Source organism: Psychrobacter sp. CMS30, assembly GCF_904846565.1.
Classification (GTDB): Bacteria; Pseudomonadota; Gammaproteobacteria; order Pseudomonadales; family Moraxellaceae; genus Psychrobacter; species Psychrobacter maritimus.
In genome coordinates, this window is record NZ_CAJHBF010000001.1 from 77,946 (window position 1) to 93,468 (window position 15,523).

General features: G+C 42.1%; 12 protein-coding genes, 1 tRNA gene and 1 other RNA gene. 1 reads left to right on the forward strand and 13 read right to left on the reverse strand.

Annotation, left to right across the window (positions count from 1 at the left end; all coding sequences use genetic code 11):
• Positions 1–210: 210 nt before the first annotated feature.
• Both typA and JMX94_RS00325 read right to left on the reverse strand, forming a co-directional pair.
• Positions 211–2,058 carry a translational GTPase TypA gene (typA, locus tag JMX94_RS00320; RefSeq protein WP_201562223.1) on the reverse strand — a complete coding sequence of 616 codons (1,848 nt, stop codon included), beginning with the start codon at positions 2,056–2,058 and terminating at the stop codon, positions 211–213.
• 351 nt (positions 2,059–2,409) lie between these two features.
• Positions 2,410–3,591 carry an OmpA family protein gene (locus tag JMX94_RS00325; RefSeq protein WP_201562225.1) on the reverse strand — a complete coding sequence of 394 codons (1,182 nt, stop codon included), beginning with the start codon at positions 3,589–3,591 and terminating at the stop codon, positions 2,410–2,412.
• Between the two features lie 615 nt (positions 3,592–4,206).
• Here JMX94_RS00325 and JMX94_RS00330 point away from each other — a divergent pair.
• Entirely contained in the window at positions 4,207–4,794 is a 588-nt protein-coding gene (locus tag JMX94_RS00330) for a Tfp pilus assembly protein FimT/FimU (RefSeq protein WP_201562227.1), read from the forward strand.
• Between the two features lie 21 nt (positions 4,795–4,815).
• On the opposite strand, the gene JMX94_RS00335 is transcribed toward JMX94_RS00330, so the two are convergent.
• The 11 genes from JMX94_RS00335 to bioA form a co-directional block, all read right to left on the reverse strand.
• A complete protein-coding gene (locus tag JMX94_RS00335; protein WP_201562229.1) occupies positions 4,816–5,616 on the reverse strand; it encodes a pyridoxine 5'-phosphate synthase in 801 nt (266 codons plus the stop codon).
• A 56-nt stretch (positions 5,617–5,672) separates the two neighbouring features.
• Positions 5,673–6,464: a DNA repair protein RecO gene (locus JMX94_RS00340; protein ID WP_201562231.1), complete on the reverse strand. Its 792-nt coding sequence runs from the start codon at positions 6,462–6,464 to the stop codon at positions 5,673–5,675.
• An 80-nt stretch (positions 6,465–6,544) separates the two neighbouring features.
• Positions 6,545–7,723: a GTPase Era gene (gene era, locus JMX94_RS00345; RefSeq protein WP_201562233.1), complete on the reverse strand. Its 1,179-nt coding sequence runs from the start codon at positions 7,721–7,723 to the stop codon at positions 6,545–6,547.
• A gap of 202 nt (positions 7,724–7,925) precedes the next feature.
• Positions 7,926–8,723 carry a ribonuclease III gene (gene rnc, locus JMX94_RS00350; protein WP_183619926.1) on the reverse strand — a complete coding sequence of 266 codons (798 nt, stop codon included), beginning with the start codon at positions 8,721–8,723 and terminating at the stop codon, positions 7,926–7,928.
• A gap of 140 nt (positions 8,724–8,863) precedes the next feature.
• Positions 8,864–9,256, reverse strand: a complete 393-nt coding sequence (locus JMX94_RS00355; RefSeq protein WP_227673448.1) for a DUF4845 domain-containing protein — start codon at positions 9,254–9,256, stop codon at positions 8,864–8,866.
• A 194-nt stretch (positions 9,257–9,450) separates the two neighbouring features.
• Complete coding sequence (gene lepB, locus JMX94_RS00360; protein ID WP_201562235.1) at positions 9,451–10,353, reverse strand: signal peptidase I; 903 nt, start codon at positions 10,351–10,353, stop codon at positions 9,451–9,453.
• Between the two features lie 107 nt (positions 10,354–10,460).
• On the reverse strand, positions 10,461–12,257 hold the full coding sequence (gene lepA / locus JMX94_RS00365) for a translation elongation factor 4 (protein WP_201562237.1): 1,797 nt from the start codon (positions 12,255–12,257) through the stop codon (positions 10,461–10,463).
• 437 nt (positions 12,258–12,694) lie between these two features.
• Positions 12,695–12,771 (reverse strand) — tRNA-Met (locus JMX94_RS00370).
• A gap of 134 nt (positions 12,772–12,905) precedes the next feature.
• Positions 12,906–13,269, reverse strand: an RNA gene (gene rnpB / locus JMX94_RS00375) — RNase P RNA component class A.
• A 74-nt stretch (positions 13,270–13,343) separates the two neighbouring features.
• A complete protein-coding gene (bioD, locus tag JMX94_RS00380) occupies positions 13,344–14,084 on the reverse strand; it encodes a dethiobiotin synthase (protein ID WP_201562239.1) in 741 nt (246 codons plus the stop codon).
• Positions 14,081–15,400 carry an adenosylmethionine--8-amino-7-oxononanoate transaminase gene (gene bioA / locus JMX94_RS00385; RefSeq protein WP_201562241.1) on the reverse strand — a complete coding sequence of 440 codons (1,320 nt, stop codon included), beginning with the start codon at positions 15,398–15,400 and terminating at the stop codon, positions 14,081–14,083. The genes bioD and bioA overlap by 4 nt, the downstream gene beginning before the upstream one ends.
• Positions 15,401–15,523: the final 123 nt, after the last annotated feature.

The following is a 15,523-nucleotide window of genomic DNA, read 5'->3' on the forward strand; positions in this document are numbered from 1 at the left end:
TTCTAAACAAACCCATCCAATTGATTAGCCGTAGTATTATATATAAAAAACAGGCATAAAAAAAGCAATATAAAGTGAACCATATTCGACTCACTCTATACTGCTGATTATAACTCTGACTTAATATAAATAAAGGATATCTTTACCAATATCAAATACTTCTCTCAATTCTTAACAAAATGTATGATTAATATCATTTTTTGTCAATAATTAAGCACCTTTCTTACGACCGTGACGCTTACGCTCACTCTCAGTCAAGTAGCGCTTACGAAGACGAATGGCCTTCGGTGTTACTTCTACTAGCTCGTCATCTTGAATAAATTCAAGTGCCTGCTCAAGGGTAAACTTAACCGCTGGCGTTAGGGTTAGCGCTTCATCAGTACCACTGGCACGGACGTTGGTCAACTGCTTAGCAGTCGTTGGGTTAACTGCCATGTCGTCGTTACGCGAGTTCAAACCAACGATCATACCTTCGTATACTTCTAGCTGTGGCTCAGCGAACAATTTACCGCGTTTTTGTAGGTTAAATAGCGCAAAACCTAGGCAAACGCCCTTCGCCATAGAAACCAAGACACCATTAGAGCGAGCACCAACATCACCAACTTTCTGTGGGCCGTAATGTGAGAAGCTTGAGGTCATGATACCTGTACCTGAAGTTAAGGTTAGGAACTCAGAACGGAAACCAATCAAACCACGGGCAGGCATTGTCGCTTCGATACGCATACGACCTTTACCATCAAGCTCCATATTGGTCATCTCGCCTTTACGCAAGCCAACCTGCTCCATGATAGGACCTTGATGCGCGTCTTCGATATCAAAAACAACGTTTTCGTACGGCTCCTGTAGCTTACCGTCAACTTCTTTAACGATAACTTCTGGGCCTGAAACACCCATCTCAAAACCTTCACGGCGCATGTTTTCAATCAATACAGACAGATGAAGCTCACCACGACCTGATACTTTAAATTTATCAGGAGACTCAGTGTCTTCTACACGTAGTGCCACGTTATGAATCAATTCACGCTCAAGACGCTCACGAATATTACGTGAGGTCACAAACTTACCTTCACGACCAGCAAACGGTGAATTGTTTACTTGGAAATTCATAGATACGGTTGGCTCATCGACAGTCAATGCTGGCAACGCTTCAACAGCGCTAGGATCACAAATTGTATCTGAGATATTAAGCGCATCGATACCAGTAATACAAACGATATCACCCGCTTGTGCATCTTCTACATCAATACGATCAAGACCATGATAGCCCATAATTTTTAGAATACGGCCATTACGAGTATCGCCATTTTTATCAATGACAGTTACTGGTGTATTGGTCTTTACTTTACCGCGCTGGATACGGCCAATACCGATAACACCAACGAAGCTGTTGTAATCGAGACTAGAGATTTGCATACGGAATGGCGCTTCAGCATCAACTTGAGGAGGCTGAACCACATCAACGATGGTTTTAAACAGCGGCGTCATATCGTCCGCTAAGTTGTCTGCTTCTAAGCCAGCAATACCATTCAATGCTGAGGCATAAACAACTGGAAAATCTAATTGCTCATCCGTCGCACCAAGGTTATCAAACAAATCAAAAATCTGATCCATTACCCAATCAGGGCGTGAACCTGGACGGTCAATCTTGTTAATAACAACAATCGGTTTTAGACCTTGCTCGAATGCTTTTTGAGTCACAAAACGTGTCTGTGGCATCGGGCCATCAACGCCGTCAACGACTAATAGTACGCAGTCAACCATTGACATAACACGCTCAACTTCACCACCAAAATCGGCGTGACCTGGGGTATCAACAATGTTAATACGGTATTCAGTGCCATCAGTATCATCTGTCCAGCGGATGGCTGTATTTTTTGCCAAGATGGTAATACCACGCTCTTGCTCAATATCACCTGAATCCATTGCACGTTCAGCAATGTTTGCACGATCGCCAAAAGTACCAGATTGATGTAATAGCTTATCAACCAAAGTGGTTTTACCGTGGTCAACGTGGGCAATAATTGCAATGTTACGCAGGTGTTTGATATCGTTCGCCATATAAAATGCTCGTTTCGTCTTAAAAAAATGCAGTAGCAGTTAGCACCGCTGGATAAACTGTTACCACCAACCAAATAGACATGATTATTTTATGATTAAATGATTGCGCAATAGGCACAATCGATTAATATTATTAAAATCAAAGACCTATGCTGGTAAATCCATCGTACAGATAGCTATGCTAATGTACACTTTGTCAATTTACAAAGTGTTTGGGTCGTTAGTATAACATTATTGCATCATGATTTTATGCAATAACTTACTTTTCTCAACACATAAATAAAAAAAAGCCACCCAAAGGGTGACTTTTTTTGTAACTAATTACATTATAACATAATTAGTAGCTATTACTTATTGAACAACCATATCTTTAGTTTGTTCAACAGTCATGGTTTTGTCACCAGTGATGATGGCATATACACGACGGTTCATAGCGCGACCTTCTTCAGTGTTGTTGTCAGCGATTGGTTGGTCATAACCATAACCAACTGTTGATAGACGGTTTGGTGCGATACCAAATTCGTTAGTCAACATAGACTTCACTGCAACAGCACGGGCTTCAGATAGACGTTGGTTATAACGTGCTGAAGGACCAGTTTTAGAAGCATGACCTTCTACGCGTGCTGTAGAGTTAGGATACTCACGCATCTTCTCTGCTACTTTAGCGATTTCTGGTTTGTATTGGTTTTTGATAGCTGATTTGTCGTTATCAAAGAATACACGTAGTTCCATTTTCAGTTCATCAGTAATATCTACTGGTACTGGGCAACCGCGCTCATCAACCACTACGTTCATTGGAGTGCCTGGGCATGCATCGATGCTATCAGGTACGCCATCACCGTCAGAGTCAAGATCAGACTCAACAACAACGATTGGTGGAGTTACTACGTTAGGCTCTTCCATTGGTGGAACAGCTACTGTAGGTGCTAAATGACCACCTAGTACAACTTCTAGACCGGCCAAGGCCATGCCTTCCCACCAGTTGTTATCAAAGTTATGAATCGCACGAGCTTCACCACGTAGGCTTAATGCATCATTGATACGATACATAGCACCTAGACCTAGGTTACCGATAGTATCTTTAGTACTTGTAACTTCGTTACCAGAAGCATCTTCGATTTCGATTTTAGATTGACCAGCACCAACTAATGCATATGGTTTAAATGCGTTATCAGTGTAGCCACTGAATTCTTCAAAACCAATCAAGAAGTTACCAGAAATCATTTCTTGTTCTGTATCTAAAGTTCTACCTAAGCTACTGATAGCATCAGTATTAGATACACCATACTCAACTTGGAACTGAGTAGAAGGCGTTAGTTCAATACCGAGTGCTGCACCAGTATATAAACCATTTTCTTTATAAAAGTTTTCGCCGCTTCCATTATAGTTTTCTAATAGCTCACGTTGCTCATCATCAGCGCCTTCGCTGTAATGATAACCAAGTAATAATGGGCTGATAGTAACACCAGCATTTGCTGCTAGCGGAGCCGCTGTGATGGCAAACAATGCCAAAGCAATTTTATTTAATTTCATGAACTTCCTCCAAAGGATAATTTTAGTAATGCGTTACGCAAAACCGCTTCTCAAGATGGCTGAAAATAGACATCATTTACGAATTTGAAATTACAAAGCAAAACCAATTAAGAAGTAGCTTAGCGATTATCAATTCAGTTTACAACTTTTTTCGTTAACCAGCTACACATTATTACACGATAATGTCATAACTAAAACACATTAGCCAGCTTAACTTACTGAGAACTAACACACTTTACACTTTTTATCTTTTGTATGTTAGGTCGTAATAGGTGATGAAACGAATCATACCTATTGTTTGGGTTTATTTTAATACAAAACCTTAGTTTTCTCTATTGATAAAACTGCTCATTCACGAATTGAAACATTTTTTGACAGTAGACATATATTTAGTTTATATTTGCACTAATGAACATTTTTTCACTATTTATCTGCGCACTTGAAGCTTAATGAAATATTATATACATCAATAATCTAGATTATGCATGATGCTGAATGTTAATAGTTAAGTATAAGCTGAACGTTATTATTGATATTAAAAATATTGATACTAGAAATCCCTGCTCAATGACCTCTCATATATTGCCATACCTCTTATATAGGTAGCAGTTCATCATGATAAAATCATATAAAGTCTTACCCAACAGACAAAAGCACCTTCAGCCAAATAATGAGCAGGGTTTTACTTTAGTAGAGCTGATCGTCACAATCGCAGTCTTAGCTATCCTAACAATGATTGCGACACCTTATGTCCTAGAGCAATTAGCTCGTATGGAAGCGAAACGTATTGAAAGTCAAATCAGAAATACACTGACATTAGCAAAAGCGGAAAGTTACATAAGAAGACAAGACTTGCTGGTTTGCCTGTCTAACAACGGTGCTATCTGCGATAGAGACAGTTATAAGCAGTTATTATTATTCTTAGATAGAAACAATAATAAAAATTTTGATTTAGGGGTCGACGACCTGCTAGAACAACAAGCCTTAGAGCCTAAATACAGTACATTATATCTACGTGTGGGAGATAAGCGCCATTACACTAAATTCTGGGGCGATAGCGGTAAGCCTCGCGGCCACTTCGGACATTTTAAATACTGTCCAACTTCAACCTACAATCATACCATGTATCAAATCTCGTTCAGTCAAGGTGGCCGTGTTACTTATAAGCCTAATGCGAGCCACCCTACTGATTGCGGCAAGTAAAAAACGATAAGGTTAAAATAATTAAGCACTCTGATGCATAGCATTTTTCATCATAATTACCGCCTGCTCTAATCCAACAAAGACGGCATCGGCAATAAGAGCATGGCCGATATTTAGCTCATATATACCGTCAATTTGGGCAATCGCGTGAACATTGTCGCGCGTGAGACCATGACCTGCATTAATCAGCATATTGCTATTAGCATCTTGGGCAGTCCGCACCGCTTGCTTAATCCGCGTAAGTTCAGCATTCATCTTATCGAAGTTACCGGCTAGACCTGCCTCAGCATAAGCACCTGTATGTAGCTCAATCGCATCGGCACCGCAGGTTACCGCTGCAGCAATTTGCTTAGCTTCTGGATCGATAAACAAAGAGACTTTAATACCGACTGCTTGTAACTTGGCGATATAATCCGTCAACCAAGGCATCTGCCCTGCGACATCAAGACCTCCTTCGGTAGTCAACTCAGCACGCTTCTCTGGCACCAAGCAGACCCAAAATGGCTTGACCTTGCGAGCAATCTCAAGCATCTCAGTCGTTGCGGCAATCTCTAAATTCATTCTTGTGGTCAGCTGCTCAGCAATCTCGTACACATCGGCATCTTGAATATGACGACGGTCTTCACGCAAATGAATCGTGATACCATCTGCCCCTGCTTGCTCACACAAAAGGGCGGCTGCCAACGGACTTGGATAGCTGACACCTCTTGCTTGGCGTAAAGTCGCTACATGGTCAATATTGACCCCTAATAGAGGTTTTTTTAAGCTGCTCTCCAAGGTTTCCGTTAAGTTAGCTGCCTGTACTACCGTTGTGTTAATCATAAAAAATCCTTTCAATAATATCCAGATCATTTACTAAAAAGTGGGGTATAAAACCTTTATAAACCCTGGGATTGATAGCGCTGTTGCTGCTGCCAAAGCAAACGACTTTGTAATGGTTGGTAGTCAAGCAGATGATCAATCAGTTGTCGATGCAAACGTGACCAAGTATTGAGAGTAACAGCAGATATGCCCTGCTCTACCATCACTAGAACCTCACTACCTTTAAAAACAGTTTGCGCTATTGCGTTTTCGTTATCATCATTATGAACAATCGCTACCAAGCCCACATCAGGCAAGAAGCGGTACATGGCATTGGATTCAATAGGCTGATCTAGACTGTCATGTTTTAACGTTAAGGCAAAGCCCAACTCATTAAACAAATAGGTCTCAAACTGGCGCAAACACAAACGCAACTCGTCCGCAGTTAAAGGTTGCTTAAGCTGGTATAGGCTGCTTTGATAGTGTTGCCATAATACTGGCATAGGATCTTCAGTAGGTAGTAGCCGCCATAATATCTCATTCAAGTAAAGGGCAGCATACTGATGTTGCCCACTAATACTCTCGTGGTGCAATGCTTCTGCTAGGTTTGCCTGACTGTCTTCTGGCGCTAAAAAATCTTGTGTTACAGAACCTTGAATTGAGCTTAATGGCGCAATATTAATCTGACTGAATGTTTTTAAATCGCGTTTACCAGTTGCAAAAAGTTGCAGTGGCATAAAGAGCGGCGCGCCTTTTTTGCCAATCCCATGGATAACCCCATGTTGCTGAGAAAATAAATAGTATAAAGCGCGTTTTTCTTGGTAAGGACGCTGATGTAATAAATAACCGATTAACGCTTCGTTACGCATGGATTATTACCTCAGCAATAATGATATAAATGCATGGCGGCATAAATATATGACACCATGCCATTTCTGTTAAAGCGTTATTAATATCCTAAACTGGTCAAAGCACGCTCATCATCAGACCAACCACGCTTCACTTTTACCCACAGTGTTAACATGATTTTCTTATCAAACAGCTGTTCCATATCTTTACGCGCATCCATGCCCACTTGCTTGATACGCTGACCTTTATCACCAATCACAATTGCTTTTTGCCCACTGCGCTCGACATAAATGGTCGCATCGATAAAGGTACAAGCTTTACGTGGACGACCAGTTTTTGGGTCTATATGCGCCGCTTCGTCTTTAAAGCCATCAATCTGTACCGTTAAATCGTATGGTACTTCATCGCCCGCACTACGCATGATTTTTTCGCGGATAATTTCACTGGCTAAAAAGCGCTCTGAGCGATCGGTAATCTGTTCAGTATCATAAATAGGATCAGCGATTGGCAAATGTGAGGCGATCACTTCTTGCAAACGATCTAAGTTTTGATTTTTCAAAGCAGAAACAGGGACAATATCAGCAAAATCGAAACTGTCACTAAAGGTTTCAATCAGTGGCAACACGCTGCCTTTATCTTTTAGAGTATCGGCTTTGTTAATCACCAATACTACGGTCAGATTGGTATCGCCAAGTTTTTGTAGTGTTAATAAGTCATCATCACGCCATTGATCTGAATCAACGACAAATAGGACCAAGTCAACATCAACCAACGCAGACACCGCGGCTTTATTCATGCGCTCATTGATAGCACGTACTTCATTGCGATGAATACCTGGGGTATCAACAAACACCGCTTGCATCTCATCGTTAGACAAAATACCGTGAATACGATGGCGGGTCGTTTGTGGTTTACGCGAGGTGATAGACAGTTTTTGACCCAACAAGTGGTTCATCAAGGTTGATTTACCCACATTCGGGCGACCAACAATGGCGACGTAACCAGTTTTAAAACCATCAACCATATGGACATTGTTATTGGGTGAAAAGAACTCTTCGATAGCCGTGTCATTTTCTAGCGCGTTGTCTTCTATTGCGTTACTTTCTAATGCATGGTTTTCTAACGTAGCATCTTTTGTGCTATCAACATTTAGCTTAGCATCATTTAATCTAGCGTTATTTGATTCAGCATGGTTTTGGGTTGAACTGGTATTGGTGTTTTCGGTCATATTTTTGGCATTATCTTCATTATTTAATGGCAAGTCGTTGTGATTGCTCATGGGTTAATCCTATGGAGGTTGTCATCAGTCACGCCACTTAATTGCTGGTTTGAATTAAAGCGGCATAAATCTGATCATGTTGAGAATATTTGGTATTTCGAATAATCATTTATTGAAACAAGCGAAAACCTAGTATTTAGAAAAATGAACATTGAGAAAATGGACTTTAAAAATTTTGTTTGAAACACGTTTGAAAAATTAGCTATGAGCGTTTTTTAGGCTGACCTGGCAATTTATGCAATTGATTAATCATCAGCTCTGCCGCTTTTTGCTCAGCGATACGGCGACTTTCGCCCGATTCAGTAATATCAGGACAGTTATTAATATTTACCTGACAGCGCACCACAAAAATTTGATGCGGGGCGTTGCCACGGGTTTCCATCAGCTCATAATGCGGCAAATCAAACTGCTTAGATTGCAACCATTCTTGTAAGCGGCTTTTGGCATCTTTGAGCGCTTTTTGATCATTAACATTGTCAATGAGGTCACCATACCAAGAAAGCACGCAATCACGGGTAATATCCATATCTTGGCTGTCTAAATAAATCGCCCCAATCAATGACTCGACGGCATCCGCTAGGATAGAAGCACGATTACGCCCGCCACCTTTACGCTCACCGACTCCCAATATTAATTGATTAGAAAGCTCTAGGTTTTGCGCAATAATAACCAGCGATTCTTGCCTGACTAAAGTTGCGCGCATACGGGTCAGACGACCTTCGTTTTGCGTCGGATAACGGTGATATAAAGCTTCACCGACTATCATGCCTAGTAGCGCGTCACCCAAAAACTCTAAACGCTCATAGTTTTTCTTACTATCAAACGAGCGATGGGTGAGCGCCAGCTTAGGCAGACTCAAATCATTAAACACATAACCCAACTTGCGCGTTAATATCGCTAACCGTTGAATAAATTCTGAGCTAATAATAAGCGTGTCATCAGACATGCTACTTTTTTGGTGATTAGGAACCGCCTGAGGATACTGCGAAGTTGGTTTCATGCGTGGTTTGTGATTATCCCTTTTGTTGCATTAATGAATATGAAATATGACGAACTGGTGCTGCATTAAAATCTATTAAATTTCTTAAAAAAGTAAATATCAAGCAATAACCTTCACTTTTCTATTAAATAGAATGGTCATTATTCAGCTGTGGTTGCATCAATGTCGCCTTCGAAGCGATTAACAATATCGACATTACCAAAAAGTTTATTGGTGACTTCATACTGCTTATGAATAGCCAACTGCCCTGTTTTTTTATCTGTAAAGGTAAAAACCTCTTCTGCTTGCGTATCATAATTCGCATTAATAGACAGCTGTTTATTGACACGTTCAACAAACTGTTTGGCTGTTTCTTTATTGGCGTTGGATTCTTTAAGCTGCGCGCTTAACGTTTTAGTCAGCTGATAATCACCAATCTGCGCCGGTACGATAGCGACAATCAATTTTGCAGCCACACCCAAAACGATAATGATAAAAACAACACTAGTGACACTAGCACCGCGCTGCGAAGACAAACCAGATAATTGATGCACTATAATACCTCTCAAAGGGTAAATTACTTAAGTTGCTATAGATAAACCGCTGCCTTTTCAAAAACTGTATTTTAATCATACTTAATAACACAGTTTCTAAATCGATATGTCTAAGTCAGTTAGCAGTTTATTAGATAGGCATAATATTAGCACAAACTATTATCGGTAAATCAATCTTTAGCGCATCGTTGTTATCAATCAATACTACCATTACGTTTAAAGGTCGGTAAGTTAAGACCGGGTGGCTTATGCATCCAGATATAGACCGCTTTACCCGCTAAATTGTCATCAGGCACAAAGCCCCAAAAACGCCCATCAGCACTACGATCGCGGTTATCACCCATCACAAAGTAATGACCTTCTGGCACCTTGATACGCCATTCTGTCCCTTCAGAACTGACCACTTCTGGCGATTCTTGCTGTAAAAATGGCGCATATTGTGCGCTATTCATATCTGGTAAGTAGCGAACCAAGTGTTTGTTATCCCCTTGAATCTCTTCAAAGTACTGCGCTGCATTTTCTTCCTGTTGACCCATTTGTATAGCATTGTCTTCCGTCAAGACTTGGCCTGGTGCAACTTGCCCTGCTGGATATAACTGTGAGGTCAGCTCGGCATCGGCATCAAAATCTACCGCTTTGGTAGGAACTGGCGTGTCGTTAATCGCTAGCGTACCTTGATTATAACTGACGGTATCACCCGGCAGACCAATGACGCGCTTAATATAATAAATACTTGGATTTTCAGGATAGCGGAAGACCGCCACATCGCCATGTTCAGGCGCGCCTGTATCAAGCACCTTATTATAAGTGAGCGGCAGGCGCACACCGTAAGCGTATTTATTGACCGCGATAAAGTCACCGGTGTATAAAGTCGGTACCATAGATGATGAAGGAATATTAAACGGCTCAATTAAGAATGAGCGCACAATCAACACCACCGCTAGCACAGGGAAAAAGTCATACGCCCAGCGCACCAGCAAGCTTTCTTGACCGCGGCCTCGTGTTTTACGTTGTTTGAGCGTCAGCTTATCTAATAGCCAAATAATACCTAAACCAATGGTTAAAGGTACTAAAATCAAATTAAAATCAAAATCCATACTTATTTGCCTATTAGCGAGCTACTTATCTGCCAGTCTTTATGATTAATAAATGAGCTATTAAAAAAGATATTAAGACAGATGACGTTTGATCATTTATCGGTGATTTATTCAACTTGCAAAACGGCTAAGAAGGCTTCTTGTGGAATTTCCACGTTACCCACTTGCTTCATACGTTTTTTACCAGCCTTCTGTTTTGAGAGCAGCTTTTTCTTACGCGAAACGTCACCACCATAACACTTGGCTAAGACGTCTTTACGCATGGCTTTTACCGTACTACGGCCGATAATTTGACTGCCAATCGCAGCCTGAATCGCTACATCAAACATCTGACGTGGAATAAGCTCTTTCATTTTACCAACCAATGCATTACCACGGTAGCGTGCTTGGTCTTGGTGCACAATCATGGCTAACGCATCGACTTTCTCACCATTGATCAGCACGTCAACTTTGACCAATTTATCCACTTGATAACGCTCGAAGTTGTAATCCAGCGACGCAAAACCGCGCGATACTGACTTCAGACGGTCAAAGAAGTCCATGACCACCTCGCCCATCGGAATATCAAAAATCAGCTGTACTTGGCGACCCATAAAACGCATATCTACCTGTACACCGCGGCGCTCGATACAAAGCGTCATGACGTTGCCCAAGTAATCTTGTGGTACCAAAATCTGACAGCGCGCAATTGGCTCACGGAACTCTTCGATATTATTCGGCTCAGGCAATCTTGATGGATTATCCACATAGATTATTTCGCCGTTCTTCTTTTCAATCTCATAAATAACCGATGGCGCCGTAGTGATTAAATCCAAGTCATATTCGCGCTCTAAACGCTCTTGAATAATCTCCATGTGCAGCATACCTAAGAAGCCACAGCGGAAACCAAAGCCAAGCGCATCAGAGGTATCAGGTTCAAAAAATAATGACGCATCATTAATTTGTAGTTTTTGCAGCGCTTCGCGGAATTTTTCAAAATCGCTAGAATCAACTGGGAACATACCCGAATAAACTTGCGGGGTAATCTGTTTAAAACCAGGAATACGCTCAACGTCAGGAGTTTTAGAATGGGTAATCGTATCACCCACGGGAGCGCCTGCAATGTCTTTAATACCGGCAATGATAAAGCCAACTTCACCGGCTTCTAAAATTCCCGTATCTAAAGGTTTTGGCGTAAAGACACCAATCGAGCTAACCAAATGCGCTTCTTTGGTCGATAAGATATAAATCTTATCGCCTTTTTTGACCGTTCCTTCACGGACACGTACGAGTGAGACCACGCCTAAGTAACTGTCAAACCATGAATCGATAATCAATGCTTGGAGCGGCGCCTCACGATCGCCAGTCGGTGCTGGAATAAACTCGACCAAGGCTTCTAGCAGCTTATCGACGCCAAGACCAGATTTCGCTGATACGCGCGGCGCATCAACGGCATCAATCCCAATAATGTCTTCAATTTCTTGAATAACACGTTCGGGCTCAACTTGTGGTAAGTCAATTTTATTAAGAACCGCCATCACCTCTAAGCCTTGATCAACGGCTGTATAGCAGTTAGCCACTGACTGTGCTTCTACCCCTTGCGCAGCATCAACGACCAATAGCGCACCTTCACAAGCGGCTAATGAGCGTGATACTTCATAAGAGAAATCGACGTGACCAGGCGTATCAATAAAGTTCAGCTGATAACGCTCACCGTTAGGATGGTCATAAAACAAGGTCACAGACTGGGCTTTAATAGTGATGCCGCGCTCACGCTCAATGTCCATAGAATCGAGGACCTGCGCCTGCATTTCACGGTCTTGCAAGGCACCGCACATCTGAATAAAACGATCGGCAAGGGTCGACTTGCCATGATCAATGTGGGCAATAATAGAAAAGTTACGAATATTGGCTAATGCAGTCACAAAGCGCCTACTAAATAATGGAGGATTGAATAACGAAAATAAATGCTGTCAGATAGAATCAATACAATGCTTACTCATACTTCGTATCAGCCAATACGCCAATACGCCAATACTGCCGTAATAAGTAAAGAAATTATTGATTCTAAGGTAAAAGCTCATGGCGCTTATCATTACTTACTAACTCAATTGGTTAGTGGTTAATACGCGCAGACATGTGAGGGTATTCTAGCAGTTTTCCACTGTAAAGTAAGGCGATTTTATTAGCAAGATGTTGCGTGATACATGAAGGCAATCGAGCATGATTAAAATACAAAAATACTTGCTCATTGAGAAGTAAGATAAAGCCGCTGAGCTAGACGCCACTTGGCAAAAATCAGGCAAAAAAAAACCAATCACAGAATGATTGGCATTTTTAATACTGCTGGTCTTACTATAAATGGTGGCGATGAAGAGACTTGAACTCTTGACCTCACGATTATGAGTCATGCGCTCTAACCAGCTGAGCTACATCGCCATTTAAGGCTCGGTATAATACCGATAGAGATGACTATCGTCAACCCCTAATTATCGTTTTTTTGCAAAAAATAGGAATTTAATTCAAATTAATGGCAAATATATATAATACTAACGATAAAAACGAACAATAAAAAAGTTGGTAGACCGATAAGCCGGGTTCTGTCGTGGACGATCATTCCTCTAGGCGTATCATCGCTGATACGCTCAAGCAACCTACCCGCATCGAACGCGGGCCGCGCCATGCCGATGCCTATTTGGTCTTGCTACGCGTGGAGTTTACCATGCCGTGAACTGTTGCCAGCCACGCGGTGCGCTCTTACCGCACCCTTTCACCCTTACCGATAGTGTCAGACACTAAAGGCGGTCTACTCTCTGCTGCACTGGTCGTCAAGTTACCCTGCCCAGCCGTTAGCTGGCACGCTGCCCTATGTAGCCCGGACTTTCCTCCCCTGCGCATCTGTTGCCAGTGTGCAGCGGCGATCGTCTAGTCTACCAAGCGCGCTAGTATAGCAAACCTAAAGGCTGCGTGGGGATGTCTTTTGTGCTTATTTTGATTTTATACCAAATAATTTAAATAATGGCTTCAATAAAATGCTGCGGTAATATTAAATCACCATTTATTTCTTCTTCAAACTTATTTTTAGCTTGGCGTGACAGCTGTAACCAATGGGCATTTGGATAATGTTGCGCTAAGTAGTTTTTTAAATAATCAATCGTGCTATTAGCTATTTGCTTATCCGTCTGGGCAGCACTGTCATGAATATGGTTATAAATGACGCTATGTACCGTTAAGCCACGCGCGTTAATCGCCTCTAAACTCAGCAAGGTATGATTGATACTACCAAGTCGACCTGATGTGACTAAAATCACCGGATAACCTTGAGTAGCAATATAATCTAAGGTTAATAGCTGCTCGGTTATGGGCACCAGCAAGCCACCTGCGCCTTCTAATAGCACCACATCGTAGTTTTGTTGTAATTGCTGCGTAGATTTAGTGATGACGTCAGGGTCTAAAACGGACTTGGCAAGTTTCACTGCCAAATGCGGCGACGCCGGCTTCTCATAACGATACGAACAAGTGGTAAAGTCAAAATCACAAGGCTGCAGCGCTATATCCATTAATTGACGATGAGTAACAATATCATCGGCAATATTCATCTCACCAGTATCACAATTGACGCTAACACCTGTTTGTACCAGCTTTTGAGTGATGACGTTAATGCCTTGCTGTATCAGGGCTTTTGCTATCATGCCTGTGGCATAGGTTTTACCAATATCGGTATCGATACCGGAGATAAATAGCACACTCATAGCGAAGCTCTATTGGTCGTAGAAATTTGATTCAAGTACGAAGTGACGACGGCTAGTAGTGACTGACATAGCGTCACCAGTTCATCATCAGTAATCACAAAGGGAGGCATAATATAGACCAATTTACCAAACGGTCGCACCCAAATACCATTGTCAATCAATAAGGATTGGAAAACTGGCATTTCAACGGCTGTCTCTAGCTCAATCACAGCAACGGCGCCCAAACAACGTACTTCTTTAACGCCATCTAATGTCTCTGCAGGGGCGAGCTGTTGTTCCATCACGGCGTGCATATTTGCCGTGCACGCTTCGATATCATAGGACAAAATTAAATCAATCGATGCACAAGCAACGGCACAGGCCAGCGGATTACCCATAAAAGTCGGACCATGCATGAGCGCCGGATAAGCACTGTTATGAATGGTATCGGCGACCTTACGCGTACATAAAGTCGCCGCAAAAGTCATATAGCCACCTGTAAGCGCTTTACCAATGGTCATAATATCAGGGCTAATATTGGCATGTTCGCAAGCAAACAGCTTGCCACTACGACCGAAGCCTGTCGCGATTTCATCAGCAATGAGCAGCACGTTATGCTCATCACACAGCTGGCGCAATAGTTGCAGATATTCCGGACTATAAAAGCGCATCCCGCCTGCGCCTTGAATAATAGGCTCAATAATAAAACCAGCAAGCTGATCGCTATGTTTAGCAAAAAATGCCGTTAATTCCTCACGCTCATTTTGTGTTAGCTCACGCTCAAACCCTAAGGGCGGTGCAGGCACGAAATGCTGCAAAGGTAATTGCTTACCATACAGGCTATGCATGCCAGCAAGCGGGTCACAAACACTCATTGCATGCCATGTATCACCATAATAGCCTGACTGGGTCGAAGCAAACTGACACTTTTGCGGCTGCTTAGCAGCAATTTGATATTGCAACGCCATTTTTAATGCCACTTCGACGGCAATGCTACCGCTATCGGCATAAAATATCGCATCAAGTCCAGCAGGTACAATAGCTAGCAGCTTTTTGCCTAAATCTATCGCGGGTTGATGGGTCAAACCGCCAAACATCACATGCGCCATCTTACCCAACTGTTCAATCATCGCTGCATTTAACTTGGGGTGATTATAGCCATGTACACTCGCCCACCATGACGACATACCGTCAATCAGGCGTGTGCCCTCTTTAGTGACGATATAAATACCTTCGGCATGGTCGATAACGATATTTGGATAGGTGGGCGGCAAGCTGGCATAAGGATGCCAAAGGTGTTGCTGGTCGAAGTCGCTGGTAGCAGTATTGACAGTCATAGTACACTCGCAAACGACAAGCATTTGCTTTCAAAAAAGCGTATGGCAAGTTGAATATCCGTATTCGTCATATTATTCCTAGTGTTTAGCACTTTCGTATATCGATAACATAATCTGCAACGC

What these genes read in the sequence shown, in the direction of transcription:
- typA (WP_201562223.1), bottom strand. Translation starts at nt 2,058, where the DNA reads ATGGCGAACGATATCAAACACCTGCGTAACATTGCAATTATTGCCCAC.
- JMX94_RS00325 (WP_201562225.1), bottom strand. Translation starts at nt 3,591, where the DNA reads ATGAAATTAAATAAAATTGCTTTGGCATTGTTTGCCATCACAGCGGCT.
- JMX94_RS00330 (WP_201562227.1), top strand. Translation starts at nt 4,207, where the DNA reads ATGATAAAATCATATAAAGTCTTACCCAACAGACAAAAGCACCTTCAG.
- JMX94_RS00335 (WP_201562229.1), bottom strand. Translation starts at nt 5,616, where the DNA reads ATGATTAACACAACGGTAGTACAGGCAGCTAACTTAACGGAAACCTTG.
- JMX94_RS00340 (WP_201562231.1), bottom strand. Translation starts at nt 6,464, where the DNA reads ATGCGTAACGAAGCGTTAATCGGTTATTTATTACATCAGCGTCCTTAC.
- era (WP_201562233.1), bottom strand. Translation starts at nt 7,723, where the DNA reads ATGAGCAATCACAACGACTTGCCATTAAATAATGAAGATAATGCCAAA.
- rnc (WP_183619926.1), bottom strand. Translation starts at nt 8,723, where the DNA reads ATGAAACCAACTTCGCAGTATCCTCAGGCGGTTCCTAATCACCAAAAA.
- lepB (WP_201562235.1), bottom strand. Translation starts at nt 10,353, where the DNA reads ATGGATTTTGATTTTAATTTGATTTTAGTACCTTTAACCATTGGTTTA.
- bioD (WP_201562239.1), bottom strand. Translation starts at nt 14,084, where the DNA reads ATGAGTGTGCTATTTATCTCCGGTATCGATACCGATATTGGTAAAACC.
- bioA (WP_201562241.1), bottom strand. Translation starts at nt 15,400, where the DNA reads ATGACTGTCAATACTGCTACCAGCGACTTCGACCAGCAACACCTTTGG.